This window comes from Kineococcus esterisolvens (assembly GCF_050871405.1).
Taxonomy (GTDB): domain Bacteria; phylum Actinomycetota; class Actinomycetes; order Actinomycetales; family Kineococcaceae; genus Kineococcus.
Genome location: NZ_JBJLRI010000012.1, coordinates 1 through 25735, shown reverse-complemented (window position 1 = coordinate 25735; position 25735 = coordinate 1). Strand labels below are relative to the sequence as shown.

Annotated in this window: 23 protein-coding genes; 11 read left to right on the top strand and 12 right to left on the bottom strand. The window is 76.0% G+C overall.

What is annotated here, in order from left to right; all coding sequences use genetic code 11:
- Nucleotides 1-83 precede the first annotated feature (83 nt).
- Nucleotides 84-1301, top strand: a complete 1218-nt coding sequence (locus ACRYR8_RS06340) for a S8 family serine peptidase (protein ID WP_432483287.1) — start codon at nt 84-86, stop codon at nt 1299-1301.
- Between the two features lie 55 nt (nt 1302-1356).
- On the opposite strand, the gene ACRYR8_RS06335 is transcribed toward ACRYR8_RS06340, so the two are convergent.
- The 3 genes from ACRYR8_RS06335 to ACRYR8_RS06325 all read right to left on the bottom strand — a co-directional run bounded on the left by ACRYR8_RS06335 (nt 1357) and on the right by ACRYR8_RS06325 (nt 4008).
- A complete protein-coding gene (locus ACRYR8_RS06335) occupies nt 1357-2022 on the bottom strand; it encodes an HAD family hydrolase (RefSeq protein WP_432483285.1) in 666 nt (221 codons plus the stop codon).
- Nucleotides 2023-2051: 29 nt separating this feature from the next.
- Nucleotides 2052-2957: an MSMEG_6728 family protein gene (locus tag ACRYR8_RS06330; protein WP_432483283.1), complete on the bottom strand. Its 906-nt coding sequence runs from the start codon at nt 2955-2957 to the stop codon at nt 2052-2054.
- A 133-nt stretch (nt 2958-3090) separates the two neighbouring features.
- Nucleotides 3091-4008, bottom strand: coding sequence for a D-isomer specific 2-hydroxyacid dehydrogenase family protein (locus ACRYR8_RS06325; protein ID WP_432483281.1), 918 nt, complete (start codon nt 4006-4008; stop codon nt 3091-3093).
- Between the two features lie 213 nt (nt 4009-4221).
- Between ACRYR8_RS06325 and ACRYR8_RS06320 the strand changes: the two genes are divergently transcribed.
- The 3 genes from ACRYR8_RS06320 (at nt 4222) to ACRYR8_RS06310 (ending at nt 6174) form a co-directional block, all read left to right on the top strand.
- Nucleotides 4222-4488: a GlsB/YeaQ/YmgE family stress response membrane protein gene (locus ACRYR8_RS06320; RefSeq protein WP_432483279.1), complete on the top strand. Its 267-nt coding sequence runs from the start codon at nt 4222-4224 to the stop codon at nt 4486-4488.
- An 11-nt stretch (nt 4489-4499) separates the two neighbouring features.
- Nucleotides 4500-5201: a haloacid dehalogenase type II gene (locus ACRYR8_RS06315; RefSeq protein WP_432483277.1), complete on the top strand. Its 702-nt coding sequence runs from the start codon at nt 4500-4502 to the stop codon at nt 5199-5201.
- Between the two features lie 160 nt (nt 5202-5361).
- Nucleotides 5362-6174: a phytanoyl-CoA dioxygenase family protein gene (locus ACRYR8_RS06310; RefSeq protein WP_432483275.1), complete on the top strand. Its 813-nt coding sequence runs from the start codon at nt 5362-5364 to the stop codon at nt 6172-6174.
- 4 nt (nt 6175-6178) lie between these two features.
- On the opposite strand, the gene ACRYR8_RS06305 is transcribed toward ACRYR8_RS06310, so the two are convergent.
- Nucleotides 6179-6541: a hypothetical protein gene (locus ACRYR8_RS06305; protein ID WP_432483273.1), complete on the bottom strand. Its 363-nt coding sequence runs from the start codon at nt 6539-6541 to the stop codon at nt 6179-6181.
- A 150-nt stretch (nt 6542-6691) separates the two neighbouring features.
- Here ACRYR8_RS06305 and ACRYR8_RS06300 point away from each other — a divergent pair, with 150 nt between their 5' ends.
- The gene (locus ACRYR8_RS06300) at nt 6692-7636 is read left to right on the top strand and encodes a PfkB family carbohydrate kinase (protein ID WP_432483271.1); all 945 of its coding nucleotides are present in this window, start codon (nt 6692-6694) and stop codon (nt 7634-7636) included.
- Nucleotides 7637-7683: 47 nt separating this feature from the next.
- Here ACRYR8_RS06300 and ACRYR8_RS06295 read toward each other — a convergent pair whose 3' ends face one another.
- From ACRYR8_RS06295 to ACRYR8_RS06280, 4 genes are all read right to left on the bottom strand, one after another.
- Nucleotides 7684-9972 carry a putative bifunctional diguanylate cyclase/phosphodiesterase gene (locus ACRYR8_RS06295; RefSeq protein WP_432483269.1) on the bottom strand — a complete coding sequence of 763 codons (2289 nt, stop codon included), beginning with the start codon at nt 9970-9972 and terminating at the stop codon, nt 7684-7686.
- A gap of 250 nt (nt 9973-10222) precedes the next feature.
- Nucleotides 10223-10426 carry a cold-shock protein gene (locus tag ACRYR8_RS06290; protein ID WP_432483267.1) on the bottom strand — a complete coding sequence of 68 codons (204 nt, stop codon included), beginning with the start codon at nt 10424-10426 and terminating at the stop codon, nt 10223-10225.
- A gap of 161 nt (nt 10427-10587) precedes the next feature.
- Nucleotides 10588-11703, bottom strand: coding sequence for a fatty acid desaturase family protein (locus ACRYR8_RS06285; RefSeq protein WP_432483265.1), 1116 nt, complete (start codon nt 11701-11703; stop codon nt 10588-10590).
- Between the two features lie 174 nt (nt 11704-11877).
- Nucleotides 11878-14079 (bottom strand): SpoIIE family protein phosphatase, encoded by a 2202-nt coding sequence (locus ACRYR8_RS06280; RefSeq protein WP_432483264.1) that lies wholly within the window; start codon nt 14077-14079, stop codon nt 11878-11880.
- A gap of 113 nt (nt 14080-14192) precedes the next feature.
- Here ACRYR8_RS06280 and ACRYR8_RS06275 point away from each other — a divergent pair, with 113 nt between their 5' ends.
- Both ACRYR8_RS06275 and ACRYR8_RS06270 read left to right on the top strand, forming a co-directional pair.
- The gene (locus ACRYR8_RS06275; protein ID WP_432483263.1) at nt 14193-15191 is read left to right on the top strand and encodes a glycosyltransferase; all 999 of its coding nucleotides are present in this window, start codon (nt 14193-14195) and stop codon (nt 15189-15191) included.
- Complete coding sequence (locus ACRYR8_RS06270) at nt 15188-16483, top strand: hypothetical protein (protein WP_432483262.1); 1296 nt, start codon at nt 15188-15190, stop codon at nt 16481-16483. Before ACRYR8_RS06275 ends, ACRYR8_RS06270 begins: the two co-directional genes overlap by 4 nt.
- Nucleotides 16484-16551: 68 nt before the next feature.
- On the opposite strand, the gene ACRYR8_RS06265 is transcribed toward ACRYR8_RS06270, so the two are convergent.
- Nucleotides 16552-18033 carry a glycoside hydrolase family 6 protein gene (locus tag ACRYR8_RS06265; protein WP_432483261.1) on the bottom strand — a complete coding sequence of 494 codons (1482 nt, stop codon included), beginning with the start codon at nt 18031-18033 and terminating at the stop codon, nt 16552-16554.
- A 252-nt stretch (nt 18034-18285) separates the two neighbouring features.
- On the opposite strand from ACRYR8_RS06265, the gene ACRYR8_RS06260 reads away from it, so the two are divergent.
- The 3 genes from ACRYR8_RS06260 to ACRYR8_RS06250 all read left to right on the top strand — a co-directional run bounded on the left by ACRYR8_RS06260 (nt 18286) and on the right by ACRYR8_RS06250 (nt 21896).
- Nucleotides 18286-20112: a glycosyltransferase family 2 protein gene (locus ACRYR8_RS06260; protein WP_432483259.1), complete on the top strand. Its 1827-nt coding sequence runs from the start codon at nt 18286-18288 to the stop codon at nt 20110-20112.
- A 91-nt stretch (nt 20113-20203) separates the two neighbouring features.
- On the top strand, nt 20204-21223 hold the full coding sequence (locus tag ACRYR8_RS06255; RefSeq protein ID WP_432483258.1) for a glycoside hydrolase family 6 protein: 1020 nt from the start codon (nt 20204-20206) through the stop codon (nt 21221-21223).
- Nucleotides 21224-21272: 49 nt separating this feature from the next.
- Nucleotides 21273-21896 carry a PIG-L deacetylase family protein gene (locus tag ACRYR8_RS06250; protein WP_432483256.1) on the top strand — a complete coding sequence of 208 codons (624 nt, stop codon included), beginning with the start codon at nt 21273-21275 and terminating at the stop codon, nt 21894-21896.
- A gap of 33 nt (nt 21897-21929) precedes the next feature.
- Here the strand turns inward: ACRYR8_RS06250 and ACRYR8_RS06245 are convergent, their stop codons facing one another.
- Nucleotides 21930-23390, bottom strand: a complete 1461-nt coding sequence (locus ACRYR8_RS06245; protein WP_432483255.1) for a peptide MFS transporter — start codon at nt 23388-23390, stop codon at nt 21930-21932.
- Between the two features lie 62 nt (nt 23391-23452).
- Nucleotides 23453-24211, bottom strand: coding sequence for a DeoR/GlpR family DNA-binding transcription regulator (locus ACRYR8_RS06240; protein WP_432483254.1), 759 nt, complete (start codon nt 24209-24211; stop codon nt 23453-23455).
- Nucleotides 24212-24267: 56 nt separating this feature from the next.
- Between ACRYR8_RS06240 and ACRYR8_RS06235 the strand changes: the two genes are divergently transcribed.
- On the top strand, nt 24268-24960 hold the full coding sequence (locus ACRYR8_RS06235) for an NUDIX domain-containing protein (RefSeq protein WP_432483253.1): 693 nt from the start codon (nt 24268-24270) through the stop codon (nt 24958-24960).
- A gap of 22 nt (nt 24961-24982) precedes the next feature.
- Here ACRYR8_RS06235 and ACRYR8_RS06230 read toward each other — a convergent pair.
- Nucleotides 24983-25735, bottom strand: a 753-nt coding sequence (locus ACRYR8_RS06230) for a GAF domain-containing protein (protein WP_432483252.1), incomplete at its 5' end; no start/stop codon positions are given.

Below are 25735 nucleotides of genomic sequence, written 5' to 3'. Positions count from 1 at the left end.
CGCCGGGCGGCAAGGACCCCTCCAGCCCGACCCCTCACGTGCCGATGCCCCTCCGGACGTCCCCGCCGACCAGGGAGCCCCCCGTGCCGAAGCACCACCGCACCGCGGCCCGCCCCGCGCGGCGCGCCACCGCGGTCGCCCTCGGCTGCGCGCTGGCCGCGCTGCCCTGCGCTCCCGCCACCGCGCTCCCGGCCGGCGGGAGCGTCCCCGTCGACCTGGTGCGGCACGTCGGCGACCGCCTCGTCGTGGAGACCGTCACCGCCCCCGACGCGGCGGCCGCCGAGCGCCTCGCCGAGCGCCTCACCGCGCTGGAGTCGGTGTCCTCGGCCGAACCCCGCACGACGTACCACCTGGCGCCGGTCGCCGCCGAGCGCCTGCAGGTGCGCGGGCTGCTCGCGACGGACCCGCTCCTGCGCCACGCCACCCACCTGTCCGAGGTCGGCGCCTTCTCGGCCTGGCCGACCACGACCGGTCGCGGAGTCACCGTCGCCGTCCTCGACAGCGGCGTCGACCCCGCCACCCCGGACCTGGCGGGACGCGTGCTGCCGGGCGCGAACTTCGCGGAGGGCACCGACATCGGCACCCACGGCACGCAGGTCGCCACCGTGGTCGCCGGCGCGCACGGCAACGGGGAGGGTGCCGCGGGCGTCGCGCCGGACGTCGAGGTCCTGCCGGTGCGCGTGTGCGCACCGGACGGCTGCCCCGGCAGCGCTGTCGCGCAGGGGATCGTGTGGGCCGCCGACCACGGCGCCGACGTCGTGAACCTCTCCCTGGGCGGGCCGCGCTACAGCGCGGTGACCGCGGACGCGGTGGACTACGCGCTGGGCAAGGGGGTGGTCGTCGTGGCGGCCGCGGGGAACACCGGCGACCGGGGGAACCCGGTGGAGTACCCGGCCTCCTACCCGGGCGTCGTCTCGGTGTCGGCCTCGGCCCGCGACGGCGGCGCCGCCGCGTGGGCGCAGCACAACCCGGCCGTGGACGTCAGCGCACCGGGCGAGGGGATCCCCGCGGGCGGCCCGGCCAGCCAGGGCTACGGGTACCACGCCGTGACGGGCACGTCGTTCTCCGCGCCGCAGGTGGCGGCGGCCGCCGCCCTGGTGCGCTCGGTGGACCCGGCGGCGACGCCGGCGCGGGTGGAGGAGCTGCTGCGCACCACCGCCGCACCGCGCCCGTCGTGGCCGGCGGGGTACGGCACGGGGGTGCTGGACGTGGCCGCCGCGGTCCGCGCCGCCGCGACCCCCGCGACCCCGCTCCCCACCACCCCGCTCGTGCCCCGCCGCGCCCGCGCCGTCCGCTCCTGACCCCGCCCCACCCCGCCCCACCCGGCGGTCGGGGGGCGGGGTGGGGCGGGTCGGGTCAGGAGGGGGTGGGCGCGGCGAACGGGGTGGAGTCCAGGGCCTCGACCAGCCCGCGCAGCGAGTCGTGCACCGCCTCCGCGCCGGCGTCGCGCAGCTCCTCCACGGAGTACCCGCCGGTGCGCACGGCCACGGCCGGCAGACCGGCCTTCGCGGCGGCCTCGACGTCCCACGTGGAGTCGCCCAGCACGACGCCGGAGGAACCCTCCACGCGCTGCAGCGCCACCTGGAACAGGTCCGGGGCGGGCTTGGTGGCCTCCGCGTCGTCCGAGGAGGTCCAGGCCTCGCACAGCTCGCGGGCGTCGAGCAGGTCGAGGAACGCGTCGACGTGCTTGCCCTTGCCGGAGGAGGCGAGCACGACCTTCCACCCCCGCCGGCCGAGCTCGGCGATCAGGTCGCGCGCGCCGTCGAAGGGCTGGACCTCGGGCAGGAGGCGGTCGAACTCCTCCACCCACGCCTCGCGGGCGTCGTCGCCGTGGGACCGCTCGAACCCGTCGCCGGCGACCGAGGCCACGAGCTGGTCACCGCCCATGCCGATGGCGCGGTGGATGCGCCAGATCGGGACGGTGAGGTCGTGGCGGCGGAACGCGCGGAACCAGGCGAGGGCGTGCTGGTAGTTGGTGTCGACGAGGGTGCCGTCGACGTCGAGCAGAGCGGTGTCGGCCATGCGGGTCCCCTACCCGCGCACGGGCCGGCTCACGCGGAGACGTCCACGCAGAACAGCCTGCGGGGGTCCTGCAGCATCGCCGGCGGCTGGACGTCGGAGCGCGTGACGCGCCCTCCCCAGCGCACCCGGCGGCGGTGCCGTGCGGTGACGCCCTTGCGCCCGTCGAACTCGTACCCGCCGAGGACCTCCCCCAGCAGCAGCGCCTCCTCGCGCTCGACGGGCAGCGCGACCTCGTCGCCGGGGGCGAGCTCGTGGACGAACGTGTCGAGCACGCGCAGGTCCTTGCCGGGCCGCTTGCCGGGGGCGACCTGCTTGAGCAGCTGGCGCAGCGTGGTGCCCTCCTCGGCCAGGCGGACGTCGACGTCGACGCCGGACTCGGTGCCCAGGCCGACGACGCCGTCGGTGAGGAACTCCGCGAGCGCCTCGGGGGACGAGGGGCGCACCACCCACACGAGCCGGCCGCCGGCGCGGGCGCGGGGTTCGAGGGAGGGCGGGTCGGGCCACACGTACGGCAGGTCGTCGGGTTCGCCGTCGCCGAACAGCGGCCGGTAGGTGGCGGGGTCCTTGCGCAGCAGGGCGGAGCGGTGGCTGAGGTGCAGGGCCTCGTCGCCCAGCCAGTACGGCATGAGCCCGTCGGCGGCGAGCTCGTCCTGGGTGCGGCCGACGACCTCGGGGGCGAACTCGGCGATGAGGCGGCGGGTGGAGTCGGCGCGGCCGGTGCGGGTCCACTCGTCGACGCAGGCCAGGCCGTAGGCGACGAGGGCGGGGGTGCAGCCGCGCCACATGCGCACCGCGGGGTGGTTCACCCAGCCGTAGTCGGGCAGTTCCAGCGCCCGCAGGACCTGCAGGGTCTCCACCCGCTGCTTGCCCAGCCGCGGTGCGTCGAGGACGGCCGCGGACCGGGCGAAGTCGGCGTAGGGGAGGAACGTCTGCACGCCCCCACCGTGGCGCGACCGCCCGTCCCCCGCCACCCCGCCGCCCTGCTCCCCGCCCCCTCGGCGATCGAGGGGGCGGGGTCAGCGGCCGGGGTCAGCAGCCGGGGTCAGCAGCCGGGGTCAGCAGCCGGGGTCAGTAGCCGGCGTCGACGTCCACGACGCCGACGAGCTCCTCCCCCGCGGCGAAGCGGCGCACGTTCTCCCCCACCCGGGCGGCCAGGCCGCCGGTCTGCAGCTGCGGCGGGTTCGCGACGTGCGGGGTGATCAGGGCCCGCGGCTCGCTCCACAGCGGGTGGTCGTCGGGCAGCGGCTCGGGGTCGGTGACGTCGAGGGCGGCGCCGGCGATCGCGCCGCGGGAGAGGGCGTCGGCGAGGGCGCCGGTGTCGACGAGGCTGCCGCGGGCGATGTTGACCAGCCAGCCCCGCGGGCCGAGCGCGGCGAGCTGCTCGGCGCCGACGAGGGCCTTCGTGCCGCTGGTGGCGGGGGCGGCGAGGACCACGTGGTCGGCGCGCCCCCACACCTCCTCCACGCGGTCGGCGGGCAGGGTCTCGGCCGCGCCGGGCACGTCGCGGCCGCGGCGCGTCACCGCGAGGACGGTGGCGCCCAGGGCGGTGAGAGCCGGGATCATCGCCCGGCCGATGCCGCCGGCACCGATGATCGCGACGGTGGAGCCGCGCAGCGTCGTCTGCGGGGCGGCGGACGCCTCGGCGTCCCAGGTGCGCGCGCGGGCGGAGAAGGCCAGCCCCCGCACGCCGGCGAGCAGGAGCGCGACGGCGTGCTCGGCGACGGCCTCGGAGTACGCGCCGGCGGCGGACGTCCACGTGCGGTCGCGGTCCACCCTCCCGGCGGAGAACCAGCTCTCGATGCCCGCGGAGGGCAGCTGCACCCACCGCACCGAGTCCGGCAGGTCCGGCAGCTCGCCGGGGCCTGCGGCCCAGACGACGGCGTCGGCGTCGTCGAGCGCGGTGACGCGGCCACCGGCGCGCCGCACGGCCTCCTCGAGGTCCTTCCGCTCTCCGGGGCCGACGTGGACGGCCGGGGTGTCGGGCATGGTGCGCTCCTGCTCTCGCGGTGGGTTCGTGCCGGCGTGACCACCCTAGGGACCGGCGGCGGGGGGTGCGGGGAGCACGCCCGGGAAAGCCCTGCGCGCGACGCTTTCCCGGGGCGAGCCGGGTTTCGACGATCTCGGGAGGCGGGAAGCTCCCGGCGGGGTTAGCTTCTCGGCGAACCGATTCCGGGACAACACTCGAGAAAGGCACGGACCGTGGGCATTTCGTTCCTCTCCGCCATCATCGTCGGCCTCGTCATCGGGGCCCTGGCACGCCTGGTGCTGCCCGGCAAGCAGAAGATCGGGATCATCATGACGATCCTGGTCGGCATCGTCGCGGCCCTCATCGGCCTGGCCATCGGCGCAGCGCTGAACCTGACGGACGACGGCTTCAGCTGGATCACCCTGGCCATCCAGGTGGTCCTCGCGGCCATCGGCGTCTCGATCCTCGCCGGCAGCAGCCGCCGCTCGGTGCGCCGCTGAGAGGTCGAGCGGTGCCCCTGAGCACCCGGCCGCACGCCGTCGTGTTCGACGTCAACGAGACGTTGTCGGACACGACGGCGTTGCGGCGCAGGCTGGACGGTCTCGGCGCCCCCGCCGAGGCCGTCCACTCGCGTTTCCTGCCCTCCGTGCTGCGGGACGGTTTCGCCCGCACGTTCGCCGGCGCGCCCGTGCCGTTCCGGCGCGTGGCCGAGGACGTCCTGCGCGCCGACCTGGGCGCCGCGGGCGTCCGCGAGCACCTGGACCGCGACCTCGACGAGGCGGTCGAGTTCGCCCTGGGGGCGTTCTCCGAGTTCACCGTGCACCCCGACGTGCCGCCGGGGGTCCGGCGCCTGAGCGGTGCGGGGCTGGCCCTGGTCGCGTTCACGAACGGTTCCGCCGTGCAGTGCGAGGGCCTTCTGGAGCGCGCCGGACTGCGCGGGGACTTCGCGCACGTCCTGTCGGTGGAGGACGCCGGGCCCTGGAAACCCCACCCGGACGCGTACGCGCACGCGCTGCGGACGTGCGGCCTGGTGGCGGCGGGGTCGCTGTTCACGGCCGTGCACCCGTGGGACCTGGACGGCGCGGCGCGCGCTGGGTTCCCGACGGCGTGGCTGGACCGCGACGGGCGGCCGTACCCGTCGGCCTCGCCGGCCCCGGACCTCGTCGCCCCGGGCGTGGACGCCCTGGCGGAGGTGCTCCTCGCCCTCCCCTGAGCCCCTCCCCTGAGCCCCTCCCGTGGGCTCCGGGGAGGGCGCGACGCTCTCGCCCCCCGGAAGGGGGCTGGTGGGACACGACCCCTTCGACTGCAGTGAGTCACCAGTGTTTTACGCAATGACACGATAGTGTCGGGTGATCACCGCGAGGAGGTCGAGTGTGAAGACGTCGGCGCACATCGGCGGCAGAGCCGGGCGCGGCACGGGCCGGTGGTCCCGGGAGCGGACCGTCGTCCTGCCGGAGGCCGGTCGCGTCGTGGCCGAGCTGCGCCGGGACGGCATCGCCACCACCAGCGTGGCCGCGCTCACCGGTGACAGCGGCGTGCTGGACGAGGTGGTCGACTGCGCACACGCGCTCGTGGAGCGACGGGCGCGGGACGTCTGCGCGCAGCGACGCCTGCTGCAGGCCGGCGGCGACCCCTGGGCCCGCCCGCCGGACGCGGACCGCGTGCCGCTCCTGGGCGACGACGCACCCGCCACCTCGTGCCGCCTGCTGCTCCTGCACCCGGTCCTGGGCGGCGTGGCCGAGGCGTACTGCGGCCGTGCGGTGCGGTCCGTGGAGCCGACCGGCTGGCTCGAGGTGGCCACCGGCAGCCCGGTACCGCCGCGGCGCTGGGAGCGGGCCCCGCGCGGCCGGCGGCCCGTGCTGGAGGTGTGGATCTCCCTGACGGCGGACGAGGACGGCGACGGGCCGCTGCACTACGTGCGCGGCACCCACCGCAGGCAGCGCGGCGAGGGTGCGGTGCCCCGGGCGTTCGAGGCGACCGGCGGCCCCGCGGGCACGGTCGTGTTCGCCGACCCCTGCGGGATGCACCGGCGCTCCCCCGCGGTGGAGCGGGACCGGGTGCTGCTGCACGGCGCGTTCAGCACCGTGCGCCGGCCACCGCGCCCGCCGCGGCACGCGGTGACCGGCGCACGGGTGCCCCGGGCGCGCCGGGCGCTGCACGACGCGTTCGCCCTCGCGGGCGCCTGAGCCCTCAGCCGCGCCCGAGCAGCTTGGCGATCAGGCGCCCGAACCAGCCCCCGCGCTCGGCGGGGACGGGCTCCGCGGCCCGGTCCGCGACCGGCTCGGCGGGGGCGGGCTCGGCGGGGGCGGGCTCGGCGGGAGCGGGCTCGGCGGGAGCGGGCGGCGCCGCGACCGGCTGGACGACCGGCTCCGCGACCGGCTCGCTGACGCGCGAGGGCGCGGACAGGGTGCCCTTCAGCTCGGCCTGCGGCGTGTAGCTCGCCTCACCGAGGATCGACGCGGCGAAGCGCAGCGCGGACGCCTGCACGGGTGCGACGGTCTGGGCACCGCGCGCGGGAGTGCCGGCGGGTTCCGCGGTCTCGTCGTGGGCCATGGTTCTCCCCGGTCCGGGCGGCTCCCGGGCGCGGGTCCGCTGTCCCTGGAGCCGTCGGCAGCCGGAGGCGCCACCTTGAGCGTCCCGGGACGCCGGTCCGGGGTGGTCCCTCGGTGGGCGCGGCACGGCCTGCGACCGTACGTTCTGGGTGTGAGTCGGAGCGTGACCGTGTTCGCCCCCTCCCCGACGCTGCGCGTCACGGTGGAACCGACGACGGGGGGCGAGGTGGAGATCCACCTGCACCCGGGTGGGCAGGGGGTCTGGGTCGCCCGGATGGCTGCGCACCTGGGGGCGCGGGTGCGCCTGTGCCTGCCGCTGGGCGGCGAGGCGGGGACCGCGCTGGCGGCGCTGCTGACCGACGAGGGCCTGCAGCCGCGCGCGGTGAGCACCGCGGGAACGAGCGCCACCGTGGTGCTGGACCACCGCGGCTACGAGGGCGAGCAGGACGCGGAGAAGGGCGGGCGGGTGGCCGCGTCGAGCTCCCGCCTGACCCGCCACGAGATCGACGACCTCTACACGGCGGCCATCACGTCGGCGCTGGACAGCGCGGTGCTGGTGCTCACCGGTCCCGAGCACGAGGCGGTGCTGCCCGCGGACGTGTTCGGCCGGCTGGCCGCCGACGCGCGGGGCCAGGGCACGAAGGTCGTGGCGGACCTGTCGGGAGCCGCGCTGGAGCACGCACTGCGGGGCGGGGTGGACCTGCTCAAGATCGCTCACGACGAGCTGCCCGGCGAGGACGGTGAGGCCGGGGCCGACGACGAGGCGGAGCTGCTGCGGCGCGCAGGACGGCTGCGGGAGCGGGGGGCGGGCACGGTGCTGGTGACGCGGGCCGCGCAACCGCCCCTGGTGCTCACGGAGTCGGGGGCGCACCGGCTGGAGGTGCCGAGCTTCACGGCGGTGCAGTTCCGCGGGGCGGGCGACTCGATGAGCGGGGCGGTGGCGGCGCGGCTGGCGCAGGGCGCCGACGTGCTGTCGGCGATCCGCACGGCGGCCGCGGCGGGTGCCGTGAACGTGACGCGGCGGGGGTACGGGACCGGGCACGCCGACGCGGTGGAGGCCGTGGCGCGCCGGGTGGAGGTCCACCGCGTCGACTGACGCCACCCCCCGCCTCCCCCTCGCGGTGGTCCTGCACGCTCGGGTGCTCAGCCCTGCAGGACGACCGAGGGCAGGGAGCGGGGCGCGTGGCGCTCCAGCCACGCCAGCAGCTCGGCGGCCGGCATGGGCCGGGCGTGGTGGTACCCCTGGGTCTCGTCCACCCCGAGCTCCCTCAGCCGGTGCAGGGTCGTGGCGTCCTCGACGCCCTCGGCGAGCAGCCGCATCCCCAGGCTGTGCGCCAGGTCTGCCGTGCCGGCCACGATGGCGGCAGAGCGCTCGTCGTGCGCGACCCGCGCGGTGAACGTGCGGTCCAGCTTCAGCTCCGCGGCGGGCAGGTCGCGCAGGTACGCCAGGCTGGAGTAGCCGGTGCCGTAGTCGTCGATGCTGACGCCGGCGCCGACGGCCAGCAGCTCGGCGACCGTGCGGCGGCTGCGCTCGGGGTCGCGCATGAGGGTCGTCTCGGTGATCTCCAGGAGCAGCGCGGCCGGGTCCAGCCCCGCCTCCGCGACGACGCGCTGCACGAAGCCCGCCAGGCCGGGGTCGAGCAGGGAGCCGGTCGCCAGGTTCACCGCGATGCGCAGCGGCCGGCCCGCCCGGTGCCAGCGCACCGCCTCGGCGACGGCCTGGCGCAGCACCGCCTCGGTCAGCGGGCCCGTGAGGCCGCGCTCCTCGGCGAGGTCGAGGAAGACCGCCGGGAGCAGCAGCCCGCGCCGGGGGTGCTGCCAGCGCACCAGCGCCTCCACGCCGACGACCCGGCCGGTGCGCACCTCCAGCTGCGGTTGGTAGTGGGCCACGAGCTGCCCGGCGGCGATGCCGGCGCGCAGCTCCTCCAGCAGGACCAGCCGCTCGCGCGAGGCGCGGTCCACGGCCTCGTCGTAGACGGCGACGCCGCCACCGGTGCGCTTGGCCACGTACATCGCCGTGTCCGCCTGCCGCAGCAGTTCGACGTCCCCGCCGGGCAGCGCGTCGCCGCCGGCGGCACCGGTGGACGCGGTGACACCGATGCTGGCGCCCAGGTGCACGGTCAGGCCCCCCAGCTCGAACGGCTCGGTGAGAGCGGTGAGGAACGCGTCGGCGGTGCGGCGGGCCCGCCCGGCGCCCGCGCCGGGCAGCAGGAGCGCGAACTCGTCCCCACCGAGGCGCGCCAGCAGCGCCCCGTCCGGGAGCCGGGCGGTCAGGCGCGCGGCCACGGCGCGCAGCAGGTCGTCGCCTCGGTGGTGGCCGAAGGTGTCGTTGACGTCCTTGAAGCGGTCCAGGTCCACCAGCAGGAGCCCGGCGCCCTGGCCGGTGGTCCTCTCGAGCCGCTGGAGCAGTCCCCGGCGGTTGGCCAGGCCGGTCAGCTCGTCGGTGACGGCCTCGCGGTGGCTGTCGAGCAGGCGCAGCAGCTCGGCGAACACCAGGACGACCTTCAGGGTGACACCGCCGACGGCCGCGAAGGCCAGCACCACCGCGGCCGTGGGCAGCTCGCGGTGCTGGTCCACGAGCAGCAGCGCCACGCTGCCGGGCAGGACGGCGAGCGGCGCCATCAGCACCGGCCAGCCGCGCAGGGACCGCCGTCGCGCCACGACCGGCGCCGGCTGCCGGGACGCGGCCACCAGCAGCGCTCCCGCCGCCAGCCGGGCCACGTCGACCGCGACGGACAGCCGGTGGGTGGCGCCCGCGGGGCTCGCCGCACCGGCCAGGCGCACCAGGTCGGTGACGTCGGCGAGGGTCAGGACGCTGAGGGCGGCGGCCACCAGCGCCAGGCGCCGGTCCACGCGGCGGCCCACCAGGGCGCACGCGGTGAGGGCCAGGACCGCGACGAGCACGTCCAGCGAGGGGCGCCCCACGGCGGCGGCGCTGGCGGCGGCCCCGGTCCCGGTCGCCCGCTGCAGCGGTTCCAGGAACAGGGCCGAGCAGACCGCGGCCAGCAGCACCACGCCCAGGGCGCCGTCCAGCCAGGGGTCGCGCAGCCGCCGGAAGTGGTCGCGCAGCAGCGCGACCTGCCCGGCGTAGAACGCGGCGTACCCGGCGAGGGTGACGAGCACCAGGGGGCCGTGCCGGTCGAGGGCGGCAGGGTCGACGACGGCGCTGCCGGTGGCGGTGTACAGCCTGAGCCGGGCCAGCACGAGCACGCCGGTGCCGACGGCGAAGGCCGCCCAGACGCGGCGGCCGCCGGGGCCGCGCACGGCGCGCGCCACCAGCGCGGCGACCACGGCGACCCACAGGGCGGCCTGCACTGCGCCGGCGGCCGCGGCACCGCCGGGCAGCAGCGCCAGGACCGCGGAGGCTGCGGTGGCGAGGGTGAACGCGGCGGCGAGCACGGCGCCCGTCCCGCGGCGCGGTGCGGCCCTCACGGGGTCCGCACCCGCAGCCGGCGCCGCCGGGAGCGCCCGCCGGCCACTCGCGTCGCGACGAGGGCCGCGGTGGCCGTGACGGCGGTGCTGCTCACCCCCGGGTCCTCGGCAGGGGGCGGCGTGCGCTGCAGGTCCGCGGGCCGCGCGGGGCGGTACGTCATCCGGTCGGCGCAACGCCGCGCGCGGGGCCCGGACGCACCGCGGCCCCCGATCCCTGGGAGGGATCGGGGGCCGCGGGTGGAGCAGTGGATCAGAGGCGGGTCACGCCGCTCGCCTGGGGGCCCTTGGCGCCCTGCGTCACGGTGTACTCCACGCGGTCGTTCTCCTCGAGGCTGCGGAAACCGCTGCCGTTGATCTCGCTGAAGTGCACGAACACGTCAGCGGAACCGTCCTCGGGGGCGATGAAGCCGTAGCCCTTCTCGCCGTTGAACCACTTCACAGTTCCCTGAGCCATGAGGCCTCCTCGGGTGTTGCGCTCCGGTGCGGAGCTCGTCGCAGAGGGGCTGACCAGGTGGAAAGCATGCGACCCTCGGTATCGATCCCCGGGGTGTTGTCAGCACATCGAGAACAGCGACTTCGACGACCGTAGCACGGCCCGAAGAAGCGTGCCACCGCTCAGCTGCGCAGCTGCTGCACCGCCGGGCAGGTGAAGTTGTTGCGCGCCGCGAGGCCCATCTCGTTCAGGTAGCTGATGATCGCCCGGTAGGAACCGATGAACGTCGTCTCGGTGTAGGGGATGCCGTGCTCGGCGCAGAAGTCGCGCACGAACGGCTGCGCCCGGCGCAGGTTGGGGCGCGGCATGCTCGGGAAGAGGTGGTGCTCCACCTGGAAGTTCAGCCCACCCATGATGAGGTCGACGAACCAGCCGCCGGAGATGTTGCGGGAGGTCAGGACCTGGCGGCGGATGTAGTCCACCTTCTTCTCGCGCGGGATGATCGGCATGCCCACGTGGTTGGGGGCGAACGCCCCGCCCATGCAGAAGCCGAACACGGCCATGTGCACGCCGAAGAACGCCAGCGCCTTCCACGGCCCCATCAGCAGCACGGCCGAGGACGCGTAGATCGCCCAGTGCGTCGCGATCAGCGAGGCGTCCACCCAGCGGCGCTTGGTGCGCTTGCCGGTCAGCAGCGAGCGGGTGCTCTCGATGTGCAGCACGAAACCCTCGAAGGCCAGCAGCGGCACGAAGAACACGCCCTGGTGGCGGGTGAACCAGCGCAGCAGCCCGCGCCGGCTGGCGGCGGCCTCCTCGTGGAAGGAGATGACACCCGACTCGATGTCGCCGTCGACGCCGCGCTGGTTGGGCGCCTGGTGGTGGCGGGTGTGCTTGCCCATCCACCAGCCGTAGCTCAGGCCCGCGACGAAGGCGGCGAAGACGTGCGAGGCCGTCTCGTTGTGGCGGTGCGTGGCGAAGATCTGCCGGTGCGCCGCGTCGTGGCCGAGGAAGGCGAACTGGGTGATGACCACCGCGAGAGCCGCAGCGGGCAGCAGGACCAGCCAGGAGTCGCGCAGCAGGACGGTGCCGGCGGCCACGGCGCCGAAGGCGACGGTGGTGGCCGCGATGCGCGTCCAGTACGTCCCGCGCCTTCGGCGCATCAACCCCGCTTCCTGCACCAGGGCGGTCAGCTTGCCGTACGGCGTCGCGCTGCGCCGGGCCGCGGGTCGGGCCCCTGGAGCCGCCGGGCCCTGGGGGGCCGGCGTCGTGGCGGGGGTGGCGGGGGTGTAAGCGGTCATCGACATCCTCTCGAGCGGGCGGGACAGCGTCCGTCGCCGCGCCTGCTGGCGTTCACGTCCAGTGTGCCCGTCACCGAGGGCGGAGGCACGGCGAGGAGCGCTGCGGTTCCACCGCTCCTGCTGGTGCCAACGCTGCGGCGGGGCCGCTCGTTCCCCCGCGGCCCCGCCGCGGGCTCACCGCGGGCCCAGCTGCAGCGCCACGAACGCGACGTCGTCGTCGGTGTCCCCCAGCCGGGCCAGCAGGTGCTCGCACAGGCCCTCGACGTCCTGCGGCGCCTCGGCGAAGGTGCGCGCCAGGCGCGCCAGGCCCGTGGTCAGCTCCTCGCCGCGGCGCTCGACGAGCCCGTCCGTGTAGGCCAGGACGGTGGAGCCCGGCACCAGCCGGCGCCGGGCGCCGGCGCGCGCGGTCGGCTGCACGCCCAGCATCAGGCCGTGCACGTCGTCGAGGGCGTCGACCCGGCCGTCCGGGGAGCGCACCATCAGCGGCGGGTGGCCCGCGGTGGCGTGCTCCAGCAGCCACGTCCCGTCCTCGGCGGGCGTGGCGCGGGCGTACGCCAGCGTCGCCATGGTCGTCATGCCCAGGCCGTCGAGCAGGCGGTCCACGCGGTCCAGCACCGTCTCCGGGGAGGGGCCGGTGGTGTCCCAGGCGCTGGCGCGCAGCAGGCCGCGCAGGTGGCCCATCGCCGCGGCGGCCATGACGTCGTGGCCGACGACGTCCCCCACGGCCAGGCCCACGGCCTCGCCGGGCAGGTCGATGAGCTCGTAGAAGTCGCCGCCGACGCGCGCACCGGACTCGCTGGCCCGGTAGCGGGCGGCCGCCCGCACCCCCGGGATCGCCGGCAGGTGCGGCAGGAGGCTGTTCTGCAGGGTGGCGGCGATGCGGTGCTGCTCGCCGTACAGGCGGGCGTTGTCGATGATGAGCCCGGCGCGGCGCCCCAGGTCGACGGCCACGTGCAGGTCGTCCTCGGTGTGCCGGGAGCGGCCCGGTCCGCGCACGAGGGCCAGCACGTCCTCGCTGCCCTGGCGGCCGGGCAGCGTCACCAGCAGCACCGACGCCGCACCCAGGGCGTCGCTGAGCTCCAGGACCGCGGCGTCGTTCACCCACGTCTCGCGCTCGCGGCGGCGCTCCTCGGCGTCGTAGTCGCTGATGCGCCGGGCGTGCTCCCCGCCGAGCAGGGTGGCCCGCACGGGGCCGGGCGCGAGGGCCGTCGCCCAGTGCTCGACGTAGCGGTGCAGGTCGCCGGCGCGGGCGGGGTCGCGGTGGCGGGCCGTGACGTCGGCGACCGAACCGTGCTCGTCGGTGGCGATCACCAGCGCCCAGTCCGCCAGGACGGGGACGGCGACGTCCAGCAGCCGCTGACGGCACTCGGCGACGTCCAGGGTGACGGCCAGCCGGCTGGTGGCCTCGGCGAGCAGCTCCAGGCGCCCCCGGGACTCCTCGGCGTCGCGGCGGGCGGCCTCGGCCTGCGCGCGGGCGGTGCGCTCGGCGGCCAGCGCCCGGTCGCGCTCGTCGTCGGCGGCGACGCGGGCGGTGACGTCGGTCTGGATGCCGACGTAGTGGGTGAGCTCGCCGTCGGGCCCGTGGACGGGGCTGAGCGTCAGCTGGTTCCAGAAGGCGGTGCCGTCCTTGCGGTGGTTCAGCAGGGTGACGGTGAGCTCCTCCCCCGCCGCGAGCGCGCGGCCCACGGCGGCCACGGCGGCCCGGTCGGTGCCCGGGCCCTGCAGGAACCGGCAGTTCCGGCCGACCGCCTCCTGCAGGGAGTAGCCGGTCATCGCGGTGAACGCCGGGTTGACCCACACCAGCGGCGCGTCCCCGGAGCGGGCGTCGGCCACGGTGAAGGACATCCCGGTCGCCAGCACCGCCCGGTCGCGGACCTGCGCCTGGGCCTGGGCCGCGTCGGCGGCGTCGCGGGCGGCCTCGCGGCGGCTCAGCGGCAGGAACGCCACGAGGGCGTGGTCGGCCAGGGCGGGAGCGCCGAGCATCGGCAGCGCCACGACCCACAGGGGCTCGCGCCGGCGGCCGAGCTCGCTGACGCGGGCGGCCGAGACGGCCTGCCCCGCCACGGGCAGCGAGCGGGCCACCCGGGACAGCGGGTGGCCGGTGCCGGACAACGCGGCGCCGTCGACGTCGCGCAGGTCGGCCACGTCGGACCAGCGGTCCAGCCCGACGGGCAGCTCCACACCGGGAGCGAGCTGCTCGGCGACGGGGTTGGCGTGCACGACGGTGCGGGTCGCGAGGTCGACCAGCAGCACGGCGGCGGAAGCACCGCCGGCGACGACGGACAGGTCGGCCGGGGACGTCCCGCCGACGAGGGCCACCGGGTCCCCGAGCGTCGCCGCGTCACCTCCGGCCCCCGGCCCCCCCACCCGCGTCACGGGGGCAGCCTAGGCGCGGACCGCCGGGGGCCGCGCCCGCGCGGTGGCGCACGGTGGCGCGGGGTGACGCGAGGTGCACGGTGCGGCGCGGAGCACGCCCTACGCTCGGCGGCATGGGGGTCGAGCGGGAGGTGGCGGGCACCGGACCGGGCGGCCGGGTCGCCGTGGTCGTGCCGTGCCTGGACGAGGAGGCGGCGGTCGGGGCGGTCGTGGACGGCCTGCGGGCGGCGCTGCCGCACGCCGTCGTGTACGTGTACGACAACGGCAGCAGCGACCGCACCGCCGAGGTCGCCGCCCGGCACGGCGCGGTGGTGCGCTTCGAACCGCGTCCCGGCAAGGGCAACGTGATCCGCCGCGCCTTCGCCGACGTCGAGGCCGACACGTACGTCCTCATCGACGGCGACGACACCTACGACGCCTCGGCCGCGGGCGACCTCGTGCGCCTGCTGGTCGCCGAGGGCCTGGACCACGTCGTCGGCTCCCGCCGCCCCGACAGCCTCACCGCGTACCGCCGCGGGCACGCCGCGGGCAACCGCGCCCTGAACTCGGTGGTCTCGCGGGTGTTCGGCACCCCCGTCACGGACATGCTCAGCGGGTACCGGGTGATGTCCCGGCGGTTCGTGAAGTCGTTCCCGGCGATCTCCCGGGGCTTCGAGGTGGAGACCGAGCTGACGGTGCACGCGGTGAACCTGCGCGTGCCGCAGCGGGAGGTGCCGGTGGGTTTCCGCGACCGCCCCGAGGGTTCGGCCAGCAAGCTGCGCACCTACCGCGACGGCCTGGCGATCCTGGGCTGGATCGCGCGCCTGGCGCACCTGGAGCGGCCCCTGCTGGTGCACTCGGTGCTGGGCGGCCTCGTCGCCGCGGTGTCGCTGGCGCTGGGCCTGCCGGTGGTGTGGGAGTTCGTGCGGACGGGTCTGGTGCCGAAGTTCCCCACGGCGATCCTGGCCTCCGCCCTCATGATGATCGCGGTGCTGGTCGCCGCGGTGGGCGTGATCCTCGACGCGGTGCACCGCGCCTCCGACGAGGCGTCCCGCCTGGCGTACCTGAGCCACCCGGCTCCACAGGAGCTGGACGTGCGCACCGGCCGCCAGCCGGCCGGGCCGCGCCGGTGAGGGCGGTCCTGCGGTTCGCCGCGAAGGCGCTCGTGGGCCTGGTGGTCGTGCAGGCGGTGTTCCTGGGGCTGCTGGTGGCGGCGCAGGCGGTGCCGAACGAGCCGATCGTGCGGCACCTGGCGCAGGCCGTCGGATCCGGTGACTACGGCGCCCCCTACGGCCCCGACGGCGTGGGCGGGCTGGCCGACCGGTTCACCGAGTGCGTCGTGCTGGGGTACGGGGTCAGTTCCGCCGACGACGCGCGCAGCACGTGGTTCCGCGCCACCGGCGGGCCCCGGCTGTCGTCCTGCGAGGACGGCGTGGCCGAGATCGAGGCGCTGGCCGCCGGGGAGTCGGTGGTCCCGCCGGCGACGTACTTCCGCTACTGGAACGGGTACTCGGTGCTGACGCGACCGGTGCTGGCGCTGACGGACGTGCCGGGGCTGCGGCTGGTGGTGACGGGGGTGTTCGCCCTGGCGGCGCTGGCGGCGTTCTGGGCGCTGGCGCGCAGCGCGGGGCGGGCTGCGGCGTTCGCGCTGCTGCTCCCGGTGGCGGCGGCCACGAACGCGCTGGCGATGCCGTCGGCGGCGTTCAGCCACGGCATCGCGCTGGCCGCGGTGGCGGCCGGGGTGGCGCTGACCGCGGTGGCCGCGCGCGGCGGCTGGCGCGGGGCCGCGCTGGGTGCGGCGGGCGCGGGCGCGCTGTTCTGCTACGTGGACCTGCTGACGGTGCCGCCGATGAGCTGGGCGGCGAGCGCGGGCGTGGCCGGGGCGGTCGCGCTGCGCCGGCGCGGCACGCTCGCGGCGCCGGTGCGCACCACCCTGGCCGCGGGGGTCGCGTGGCCGGTGGCGTTCGCGTTCACGTGGGTGTCGCGCTGGGCGATCGCGGCGGCGGTGCACGGCCCGGGCACCCTCACCAGCATCGGCGAGGTGAGCCGGTTCCGGCTGGACGGCGGGGACGTCTCGCAGGAGTTCGGCGCCGGCGTGGTGGCCAACTGGACGTGGTGGCTGGAGCACACCCCCACGGCGCTCCCGCTGCTCGCGCTGACGGCGCTCGCGGTGGTGGTGTGCGCGGTGCTGACCGCCCGTCGCCGGGGCGGGGCGGGCCTGCTGGCCACACTGGTGGCGGCGGCGCCGGCGCTGGTGGTGCCCGCCTGGTACTGCGCGCTGAGCAACCACTCGCAGATCCACGCGTTCTTCACGTACCGCAGCCTGGCGGCGGCGGTGGGGGTGGTGCTGCTGTCCGCGGTGGTCGCCGCGCACCGGGCGCCGACGCGCACCGCCCGCCACCCCGAGCCGGTCCCCGCCGCCTGACCCCTCCCCCTCCCGGTGGTCCCGCACGGTCGGGCTCCCGCGCGTGCACGACCACCGCGGGGCGGGGGTCAGCGGGCGAGGGCGATGGCGTGCTCGGTCCAGAAGACGCCGGCGGCCGGCCCACCGCCGCAGGGCCCGTCGGACTCCCCGACCCGCTTGACCCACAGGTTCGCGTCCTGCCGGCTGCCGTCGGCGACCGCACCGGGGGCGGCGCCGAGCTCGCGCCCGGCGGGGTTGCACCACTCCCCGTTGCTGCCGGCGCCGTTGCGGCTGGTGTCGACGACGTAGCGGGCCCCGCCCAGCTCCGCGGACAGCGCCTCGGCGTAGGCCCGCTCCTGGGCGGTGGTCAGGAAGTTGCTGACGTTGGTGGCGAACCCGCGGGCCTGCTCGACGCCCGCGGCGCGCAGCCGCCGCGCCACCAGGGGCACCTGGGAGCCGGTCCAGGCGGAGTTGCCGGCGTCGAGGTAGACGGCGGTGACGCCGGCGTCGCGCAGCTGCTGCACGGCGGTGCGCAGCAGCGCCAGGCGCTCGGCCTCGTCGGTGCACAGGCCGGCCTGGGCGACGGCGTCCGGCTCGACGACGACGGCGGTGCGGGTGCCCCGCAGGCCGGCGGCGACCTGCGCGCTCCACTCGGGGTACGTCGAGGCGGTCAGGCCGCCGGCGGAGTGGTTGCCGCAGTCGCGGCCGGGGATGGCGTAGGTGGTCACGACGCCGGTGCGCCCGGCGGCCTGGGCGCGCTGGGCGTAGGCGCGCACGGTGGCGGCGACGGTGGCGGTGCTGTTCCAGTCCCCCACCCACAGGGAGACCCCGCCGCGGGTGATGCGGTCCAGGGCGGCCGCGCCGGCGGGGTCGGTGGCGCGGCGGGCGTCGGCCTCGGCGGCGGAGGTGTAGCCGGGGTCGGCGTACGGGGCCGCGGTGGCGAAGGGGTTCGGCGCGGTCCAGGGCGAGGCGGTCGTCACGGAGGCGGGGTTCGAGGTCACGGTCGCAGTCGACGCCGGTTCCGTGGCGCTGGGCGTGGGTGCGGGCGAGGAGGTGGCTGTGGGTGCCGCTGCGGTGGTGGTGGTGGCCCGCTGCAGGTGGACGTTGCGGTCGCAGCCGCCCCCGCGGTGGTCGTTGAGGTAGCGCACGACGACGCGGTGGGCGCCGGCGGGGACGCCGGGGCCGAGGTCCAGCGCGTAGTCGCGGTACCCGGCGGTGAGGGCACCGGTGACGTCCAGGCGCCCGAGGACGGCGCCGTCGACGCTGACCTCGACCCGCGGCGCGGCGGACCCGCACAGGTCGGCGGCGGCGCGCAGCACGAGCCGCCCGGTGACGCCCGCACCGGTCGAGGCGGTGCTGGTGGCGCTGGTGGTGGCGGTGCCGTTGCTCCACACGTGCGCCCCGGCGCCGTCGACACGGCCGACGGAGCCGGAGGACAGCGTCCAGGGGGACGCCGCGCCGGCGGCAGGAGCGGCGACGGCGGTGAGGCCGCCGGTGACGGCGGCTGCGGCGAGGGTCGCGGCGACGGCGACCGGGAGGGGGAACGCTGCGGTCCTGCGGGGCTGGGGCACGGGGGGACTCCTGACGGGGCGGACGGGTCACCGTTCCCGGCGAGGACGTCGCCTCGCCGCGAGCGGCCCGGAGGCGGGCCGGCCGTCACCCGTCCGAGCTACGGCCGATCACCCTCGGTTCCAGGCAAATTACTCCAGGTCGATGGCGAGGGAAACCACCGCCGTCTCACAGGGTTCCCTTGTGAGCGCCGTGTTTCGTGGTTCCAGCGACGGCCCCCGACCGGGGGCCGCACGACCCTCTGGACGGAACCCTTGCCGAAGAACCAGGGCGCCGCCGTCGAGTACGACTACGCCTCACACGCGCGACTCGCCGGCCCGCTGCGCGAACCACCCCCCGGCCCCTACACGGTCCAGTACCAGCGCATCCTGCGGCGCGACGGGCGACGCCTGCCCGCCGCGGTGCTGCTCACGCTGGCCCTGGTGTTCCAGGTGACCTTCTTCGCGTGGATGCTCCTGCCGTCGCACTGGCCGACCGACACCGGTTCCTGGCTGTACTGGCTGGGGATGGCCCTGGTGGTCTCCGTGGGCCTGGTCGAACTGATGCGCCTCGTCAACGTGGTCATGCTGGTCCGCACCACCGCAGCCCTCACCGACCCCGTCCCGGTCCACCCCGAACCCGGCCGCCGCGTCGCGTTCCTCACCACCATCGTGCCGGGCAAGGAACCCGTCGAGATGGCCGAGGAGACGCTGCTCGCCGCCCAGCGCATCCGCTACGACGGCCCGATGGACGTCTGGCTGCTCGACGAGGGGAACGACCCCGAGGTCCGGGCCATGTGCGAGCGCATCGGCGTGAAGCACTTCTCCCGCCACGGCGTCCCCGAGTGGAACCAGGAGACCGGCCGGCACCGCCGCAAGACCAAGCACGGCAACTACAACGCCTGGTTCGACGCGCACGGGCACGACTACGAGTTCTGGCTCTCGGTCGACACCGACCACGTCCCGCGACCGGACTTCGCCGAGCGCCTCCTGGGCTACTTCCGCGACCCGGACGTGGCGTTCGTCGTCGGCCCGCAGGTCTACGGGCAGAACTACGACAACTTCGTCACCAAGGCCAGCGAGTCCCAGCAGTACCTGTTCCACGGGGTGCTGCAGCGCTCCGCGAACCGGTGGGGCGTGCCGATGTTCGTCGGCACCAACAACGCGGTGCGCCTGTCGGCGCTGCGCGAGATCGGCGGCCTCGCCGACTCCATCACCGAGGACGCCGCGACCTCCCTGGTGTGGCACACCAGCCGCAACCGGCGCACCGGCCGGCGCTGGAAGTCCGTCTACACCCCCGACGTGCTGTCGGCCGGCGAGGGCCCGGCGAACTGGTCGGACTACTTCACCCAGCAGAACCGCTGGGCGCGCGGCACCGACGAGGTGATGGTCCGCACGTACTGGAAGTTCGCCCTGGGGCTCGGCTGGAAGCGCGCGCTGCACTACTTCCTGCTCATGTCGTACTACCCCAGCGCGGCGATCACCTGGGTCCTGGGCGTCCTCAGCCTCTGCGCCTACCTGGTCACCGGGGCCAGCGGCGTGCAGGTCGCGGCGAGCACCTGGCTGGTGCTGTACGCCAACGCCGCCGTCATGCAGGCCGGCCTGTACTTCTGGAACCGCCGCTACAACGTCAGCCCGCACGAGGAGGAGGCCAGCACCGGCGCCCTGGGGATGCTGGTGTCGATCTTCTGCGCCCCGATGTACGTCGTGGCGCTCGTCGACGCGATCCGCAACCGCACCGTCCCGTTCGAGGTGACCCCGAAGGGCTCGGAGTCCCTGGGCGACCGCTGGGTGGTGTTCCGCCAGCACATCGCGTGGGGCCTGCTGCTGGTGGGCTGCCTCATCGCCTCCTTCCCCCTGCACCACGACTACCCGGCCCTGCGGCTGTGGACGCTGCTGGACGTGGCGGTGTGCTTCGCGCCGATCGTGATGTGGAGGGTCAGCACCTGGTCGCGCCGCCGCAGCGCCGCGCGTCCCGGCACCCGCGTGGCTCTGCCCACCCAGCAGCGCGCCGTGCCGGCGCGGCAGTCCCCGGCGGCAGCGCACCGGGTCGTCGTCCTGCCGGACACCCGCGCCGCGGAGCGCGTGGAGGTGACGCGGTGAACCGCACCACGTTCCTGAAGCTGCGCAACGCCCTGCTGATCGGCGCCACCGGAGCGGTGCTCCTGGCCGTGGACGCGTACGGGGTGACCACGTGGCTGCACGCCTCTTGAGGCGGCAGGTGCTCCTGGCGATGGCCGTGGGGGCGCTGGCGGCCTGCTCCGGCACGTCCGGCAGCTCCTCGCACGCGAGCACCGCCACCGCCACCGCCACCGTGAACCCGCTGGCCGGGACGGAGTTCTACGTCCTGCCGGACTCCCCCGCGGCGGTGCAGGTGGCCCAGTGGGCGGCGGCGGGGGACGCCGCCGGCGCCGAGCAGCTGTCCGTGGTGGCCGAGGCCCCGGTGGCGACCTGGTTCTCCGGCCAGCAGACCGATCCGGCGGCCAGCGCGCAGGAGCTGACGACGGCGGCGCAGGCCGCCGGGCGGGTCCCGGTGATCGTCGCCTACAACGTCCCCGGCCGCGACGCCGACCACTACTCCTCCGGCGGGGCCGCCGACGCCGACGCCTACGCGGCGTGGGTCGCCGAGGTCGCCGCCGGCATCGGCGACCGGCCCGCGGTGGTGATCGTGGAGCCGGACGCCGTCGCCCACGTGGTCTCCGGCTCCGCGACCGACGTCGACGCGGCGGACCGCTACGCCGCGCTCGCCTCGGCGGTCGGGACGTTCGCGGCGCTGCCGTCCACGACCGTGTACCTGGACGCCGGGAACTCCGACTGGGTGAGCGACCTGGACGCCCTGTCCGACGCCCTGTGGGCGTCCGGCATCGACGACGCCGACGGGTTCGCCCTGAACGTGTCGAACTTCCAGACCACCGAGGACTCCCTGGCCTACGGCGAGGAGCTGTCCGCGTACCTGGACGGGGCGCACTTCGTCGTCGACACCAGCCGCAACGGTGCCGGGGCGACGTCCCGGGAGGACGACCCCGAGGCCTGGTGCAACCCGCCCACGGCGCGCATCGGGGTCACCCCCACCACGGCGACCGGCAGCGACCTGGCCGACGCCTACCTGTGGGTGAAGGAACCCGGGACGTCCGACGGCGACTGCCGCGACGGCGCCCCGGCCGCCGGCACCTGGTGGCCCGAGTACGCCCTCGTGCTCACCTCCGGCACCTGACCACACCGAACCGAACCGAACCGAACCACACCCTCGAGGAGCACCAACCGTGTCCACCACCCCGCGCAGCGTCCTGGCCGTCGGCTCCCACCCCGACGACATCGAACTCGGCTGCGGCGGCACCCTCGCCCGCCACGCCGCTTCCGGCGACCGCGTCACCATGCTCGTCGTCACCCACGGCCAGTCCGGTCCCGGCGACGTGCTGGGCCGGATCGCCGAGCAGGAGGACGCCGCCGCCACCCTCGGCGCGGACCTGCTGTGGGGCGGTCTGCGCGACGGCGAGGTGTCCAACCACGAACTGGAACTGGTGCACCTCATCGAGTCGGCCATCCGCAGCGTGGCCGCCGACGTCGTCTACACGCACGGCGCGGACGACACCCACCAGGACCACCGGGCCGTCGCCCTGGCCACGCTCGGCGCGGCCCGGCACTGCCGGCAGGTCCTCACCTACGAGTCGCCCAGCAGCTTCGGCTTCCGCCCGCACCTGTTCGTGGACATCACCTCGGCGCTGGACAAGAAGACCGCCGCGCTGGGGTGCCACCGCAGCCAGGTCGCCGACTCGCGGATGGTGGACCTGGACGTCGTGCGCAACCAGGCCGGCTACCGCGGTTTCCAGTCCCGCGTCGGGTGCGCCGAGGGCTTCGTGCCGCACCGCCTGGTGCTGGAGGTCTGACCCCGGTGTCGGGCGGGGTGCCCGGCCGTGCGGTCAGCGCACCCCGCTCATCAGCCGCCGCACCAGGGGGCTGACGAGCAGCAGCACCGCACCGATCGCGATGGCGGTGCCGCCGAGGAACCCGAAGTAGGTGCGCTCGGTCTCCGGCGAGTAGTACGCGGCCAGCGTCCCGGCCAGGGCGGTGCCCAGCGCGATGGACAGGTAGAACAGCGCGACGAGCTGCGTGCGGTACACCCCGGGTGCGAGCTTCGTGGTGACGGACAGCCCGACCGGGGACAGGAACAGCTCCGCCAGGGTGAAGACGAGCAGGATGCCGACGAGTCCCAGCAGCGGGGCGCTGCCCGGGCCACCGCCGGCCATCGGGATGAACAGCAGGAACGCCACCCCCATGAGGGCGGTGCCGACGGCGAACTTCACCGGGGTGGACGGCTGGCGGTTGCCGAGCTTCGTCCAGACGGCGGCGAACACGGGCGCCAGGGCGATGATGAAGACCGGGTTGATGGACTGCACCCACGCCACGGGCATCTCCCAGCCGGCGATGGTGCGGTCCAGGCGCTGGTCGGAGTAGACGGTGACCACGGTGAACTGCTGCTGGAACAGTGCCCAGAACATGACGCTGGCCAGGAACAGGGGGATGAACGCCAGCACGCGGCGCCGCTCGGTGGTGTCGACGCGCCGGCTGCCGAGCACCATCGCGAAGTAGAACACCGACGCCACGACGACGAGCCCGACGACGATCGTGTCGAGGCGGTCGGCGGTCACCACGCCGACCAGGCACAGCAGCACGACCACGGCGAGCGCAGCGGCGGTCAGCAGCGCGACGCGCCTGCGGCGGTCGGCGGGCAGCGGGTCGGGGACCCGGCGGGCCTGCTCGGGCAGGCGGCGGCGGCCGAGGGAGTACTGCACGAGGCCGGCGGCCATGCCGACCGCGGCGAGGCCGAAGCCGTAGTGGAAACCAGCGTTGTCGCGCAGCAGGCCGGTCAGCAGCGGGCCGACGAGGGCGCCGAGGTTGATGCCCAGGTAGAAGAGGGAGAACCCGGCGTCGCGCCGCTCGTCGCCCTCGGCGTAGAGGGTGCCGACGATGGTGGTGGCGGTGGCCTTGACGCCGCCGCTGCCGAAGGCGATGAGCACCAGGCCCACGCCGACACCGAGGAGGCCGGGCAGGAGGGCCAGCGCGACGTGACCGGCGAGGACGACGACGCCGCTGACGAACAGGACGCGCTCGGGGCCGGCGAGGCGGTCGGCGAGCCACGCGGCGGCGATGGTGGAGAGGTAGACCGTCCCGCCGTAGGCGCCGACGATGCTCGTGGCGGTGGTCTGGTCGAGGCCGAGACCGCCCTCGGCGGCGGAGTAGTACAGGTAGATCAGCAGGATGCCCTGCATCCCGTAGAAGGAGAAGCGCTCCCACATCTCCACGCCGAAGAGGTTGGCGAGGGCGCGCGGCTGGCCGAGGAAACCGTGGTCGGAGCTTCGTTGCTGGAGGACCTCGCTCATGGCCGATCACGATCCTCCCCCTGCGGTCGCCACGCACACCGGAGCGCCGGCCGGTCCCCCGGTCAGGGGGCGTCGACGACGGGGACCCCTGCCGCCCGGAGGTGCTGCAGGACGGGGTGGTCGTGCGGCGCGTCGGTGACGACGCCGCTGACGGCGGCGAGGGGCAGCACCGCGAAGGGTGAGGCGGCGCCGACCTTCTCGCTGCTGGCCAGGACGTGGGTCTCGGCGGCGCGGGCGGCCAGCGCCCGCTTCACGGCCGCCTCGTCGGGGTCGCCGGTCGTCAGCCCGGCGCGGTGGTGCACACCGGTGACGCCCAGCAGGAACAGGTCGGCCGTGACGGTGGAGGCCGCTTCGACGGTGGCCGCCCCGCAGGTCACGGCGGAGTGCTTGAACAGCCGGCCGCCGAGCACGTAGACGTCGACGCCGGGGTGCTCGAGGAGCGCGGCGGCGACGGTGGGGCTGTGGGTCACGACGGTGGCGCGCAGGTCGGCGGGCAGGGCGCGGGTGACGGCCAGGGCGGTGGTGCCGCCGTCCAGGAGCACGGTGCTGCCGGGCCGGACCAGCCGGGCGGCGGCGGCGGCGACGCGGCGCTTGCTCTCCGTGGCGATCCCCGCGCGCCGGGCGTGGTCCGCCACGGCCGGGCTCGCCGGCAGCGCGCCGCCGTAGACGCGCTGGCACAGGCCCGCGGCGGCGAGCTCGCGCAGGTCGCGGCGGACGCTGTCCTCGGTGACGCCCAGGTCGGCGGCCACGTCCTTGGCGACGAGCTTGCCGTCGCGCGCCAGCCGGGCCACGAGCAGTTCCCGGCGCTCACCCACCAGCATGCGCACTCCTCCGCATTCCCGCACGATCCTGCGCGTTTCAGCGTAACGTTCCCCGCATGCCACCCCACTCCCCCTCCGGCCGGCCGGGCGCCGACGTGCCCGACGCGCGGGGCCGCACCGGACTGCACCTGACCGGCCGGGACCTGACCGGCAACCCGGACGTCGTCGTGCGCGACGTGGAACTGATCGCCTCCGCCTGGCACGTCCTGCGCCGCACCACGTTCGACCACCGGCAGCGCGACGGCCGGTGGACCCGGCAGCAGCGCGAGACGTACGACCGGGGCGACGGGGCCACGGTGCTGCTGCACGACACCGCCAGGGGCACCGTCCTGCTGACCCGGCAGTTCCGCTTCCCCGCGTACGTCAACGGCCACCCGGACGGGATGCTCCTGGAGACGGCGGCGGGCCTGCTCGACGGGGACGACCCGGCCGGCGCCGTCCGCCGGGAGGCCGCCGAGGAGCTGGGGGTCCAGGTCGGCGAGCTCGAGCACGTCTTCGCCCTCTGGACCAGCCCGGGCTCGGTCACCGAGCGCCTGCACTGCTACGCGGCCCCCTACACCCCGGCCGACCGCACCGGCCCCGGCGGCGGCGTCGCGGACGAGGGCGAGGACATCGAGGTCGTGGAACTGCCCTTCACCGCAGCGCTCGAGATGGCGGGCAGCGGCGGCATCGCCGACGCCAAGACGGTCCTGCTCCTGCAGTGGGCCGCGCTGCGCGGCCCGTTCCGCGACGCCCCGCGTCCCGCCTGAGCGCGGCGCGGGGCGCCGCCGGTCAGCGGGCGGTGCGCGGCCCGTCGCCGGCGCGCTTGGCGCGGTACATCGCCTCGTCGGCGGCGCGCAGCAGGCCGGTGGTGTCGGTGGCGTCCCGGGGCGCGCGGGCGATGCCGACGCTGGCGCCGGTGCGCACGGTGCGGCCCTCGATCACGTACGGCTCCCCCAGCCGCGCGTGGACGGCGCGGGCGAGGTCGGCGGCGAGGTCGGCGGCGGGGCCGGCCAGGGCGACGGCGAGCTCGTCGCCGCCCAGGCGCGCCCCCGTCGCCCCCGCCGGCAGGAGCTCCCGCAGCCTGACGGCGACCTGCTGGAGCAGGACGTCGCCGCTGTGGTGGCCGAGGGTGTCGTTGACGCGCTTGAAGCCGTCGAGGTCGATGAGCAGCAGCGCCACCCCGCCGTCCCCCGTGACGGGGTCGAGGGCGTCGCCGAGCGCGCCCAGCAGGGCGGCCCGGTTGGGCAGGCCGGTGAGCTGGTCGTGGAACGCGCGGTGCTCCAGCTGGCGCAGGTGGGCCTGCTCCAGCTCCCGCAGGCGCGCGTTGTCGACGACCACGGCACCCTGCAGGGCGAGGCGCCGGGCCAGGACGCGGTCGGCCGGGGTCCAGGTGCGGCTGCGGGTGACGTCGCCGCAGACGGCCGTGCCGACCAGGCCCTCGGCGCTCATCAGCGGCAGCGAGACGTAGGAGCGCAGACCGAGGGTCTGCACGAACCCCCCGGGGCGCACGGCGGTGGCCCCGACGTCGTCGACGACGTCGGG

Bases quoted from the DNA above. Each gene is read 5' to 3' on its own strand.
- ACRYR8_RS06335 (WP_432483285.1), bottom strand. From the start codon at position 2,022: ATGGCCGACACCGCTCTGCTCGACGTCGACGGCACCCTCGTCGACACC.
- ACRYR8_RS06325 (WP_432483281.1), bottom strand. From the start codon at position 4,008: ATGCCCGACACCCCGGCCGTCCACGTCGGCCCCGGAGAGCGGAAGGAC.
- ACRYR8_RS06305 (WP_432483273.1), bottom strand. From the start codon at position 6,541: ATGGCCCACGACGAGACCGCGGAACCCGCCGGCACTCCCGCGCGCGGT.
- ACRYR8_RS06290 (WP_432483267.1), bottom strand. From the start codon at position 10,426: ATGGCTCAGGGAACTGTGAAGTGGTTCAACGGCGAGAAGGGCTACGGC.
- ACRYR8_RS06285 (WP_432483265.1), bottom strand. From the start codon at position 11,703: ATGACCGCTTACACCCCCGCCACCCCCGCCACGACGCCGGCCCCCCAG.
- ACRYR8_RS06275 (WP_432483263.1), top strand. From the start codon at position 14,193: ATGGGGGTCGAGCGGGAGGTGGCGGGCACCGGACCGGGCGGCCGGGTC.
- ACRYR8_RS06245 (WP_432483255.1), bottom strand. From the start codon at position 23,390: ATGAGCGAGGTCCTCCAGCAACGAAGCTCCGACCACGGTTTCCTCGGC.
- ACRYR8_RS06240 (WP_432483254.1), bottom strand. From the start codon at position 24,211: ATGCTGGTGGGTGAGCGCCGGGAACTGCTCGTGGCCCGGCTGGCGCGC.
- ACRYR8_RS06235 (WP_432483253.1), top strand. From the start codon at position 24,268: ATGCCACCCCACTCCCCCTCCGGCCGGCCGGGCGCCGACGTGCCCGAC.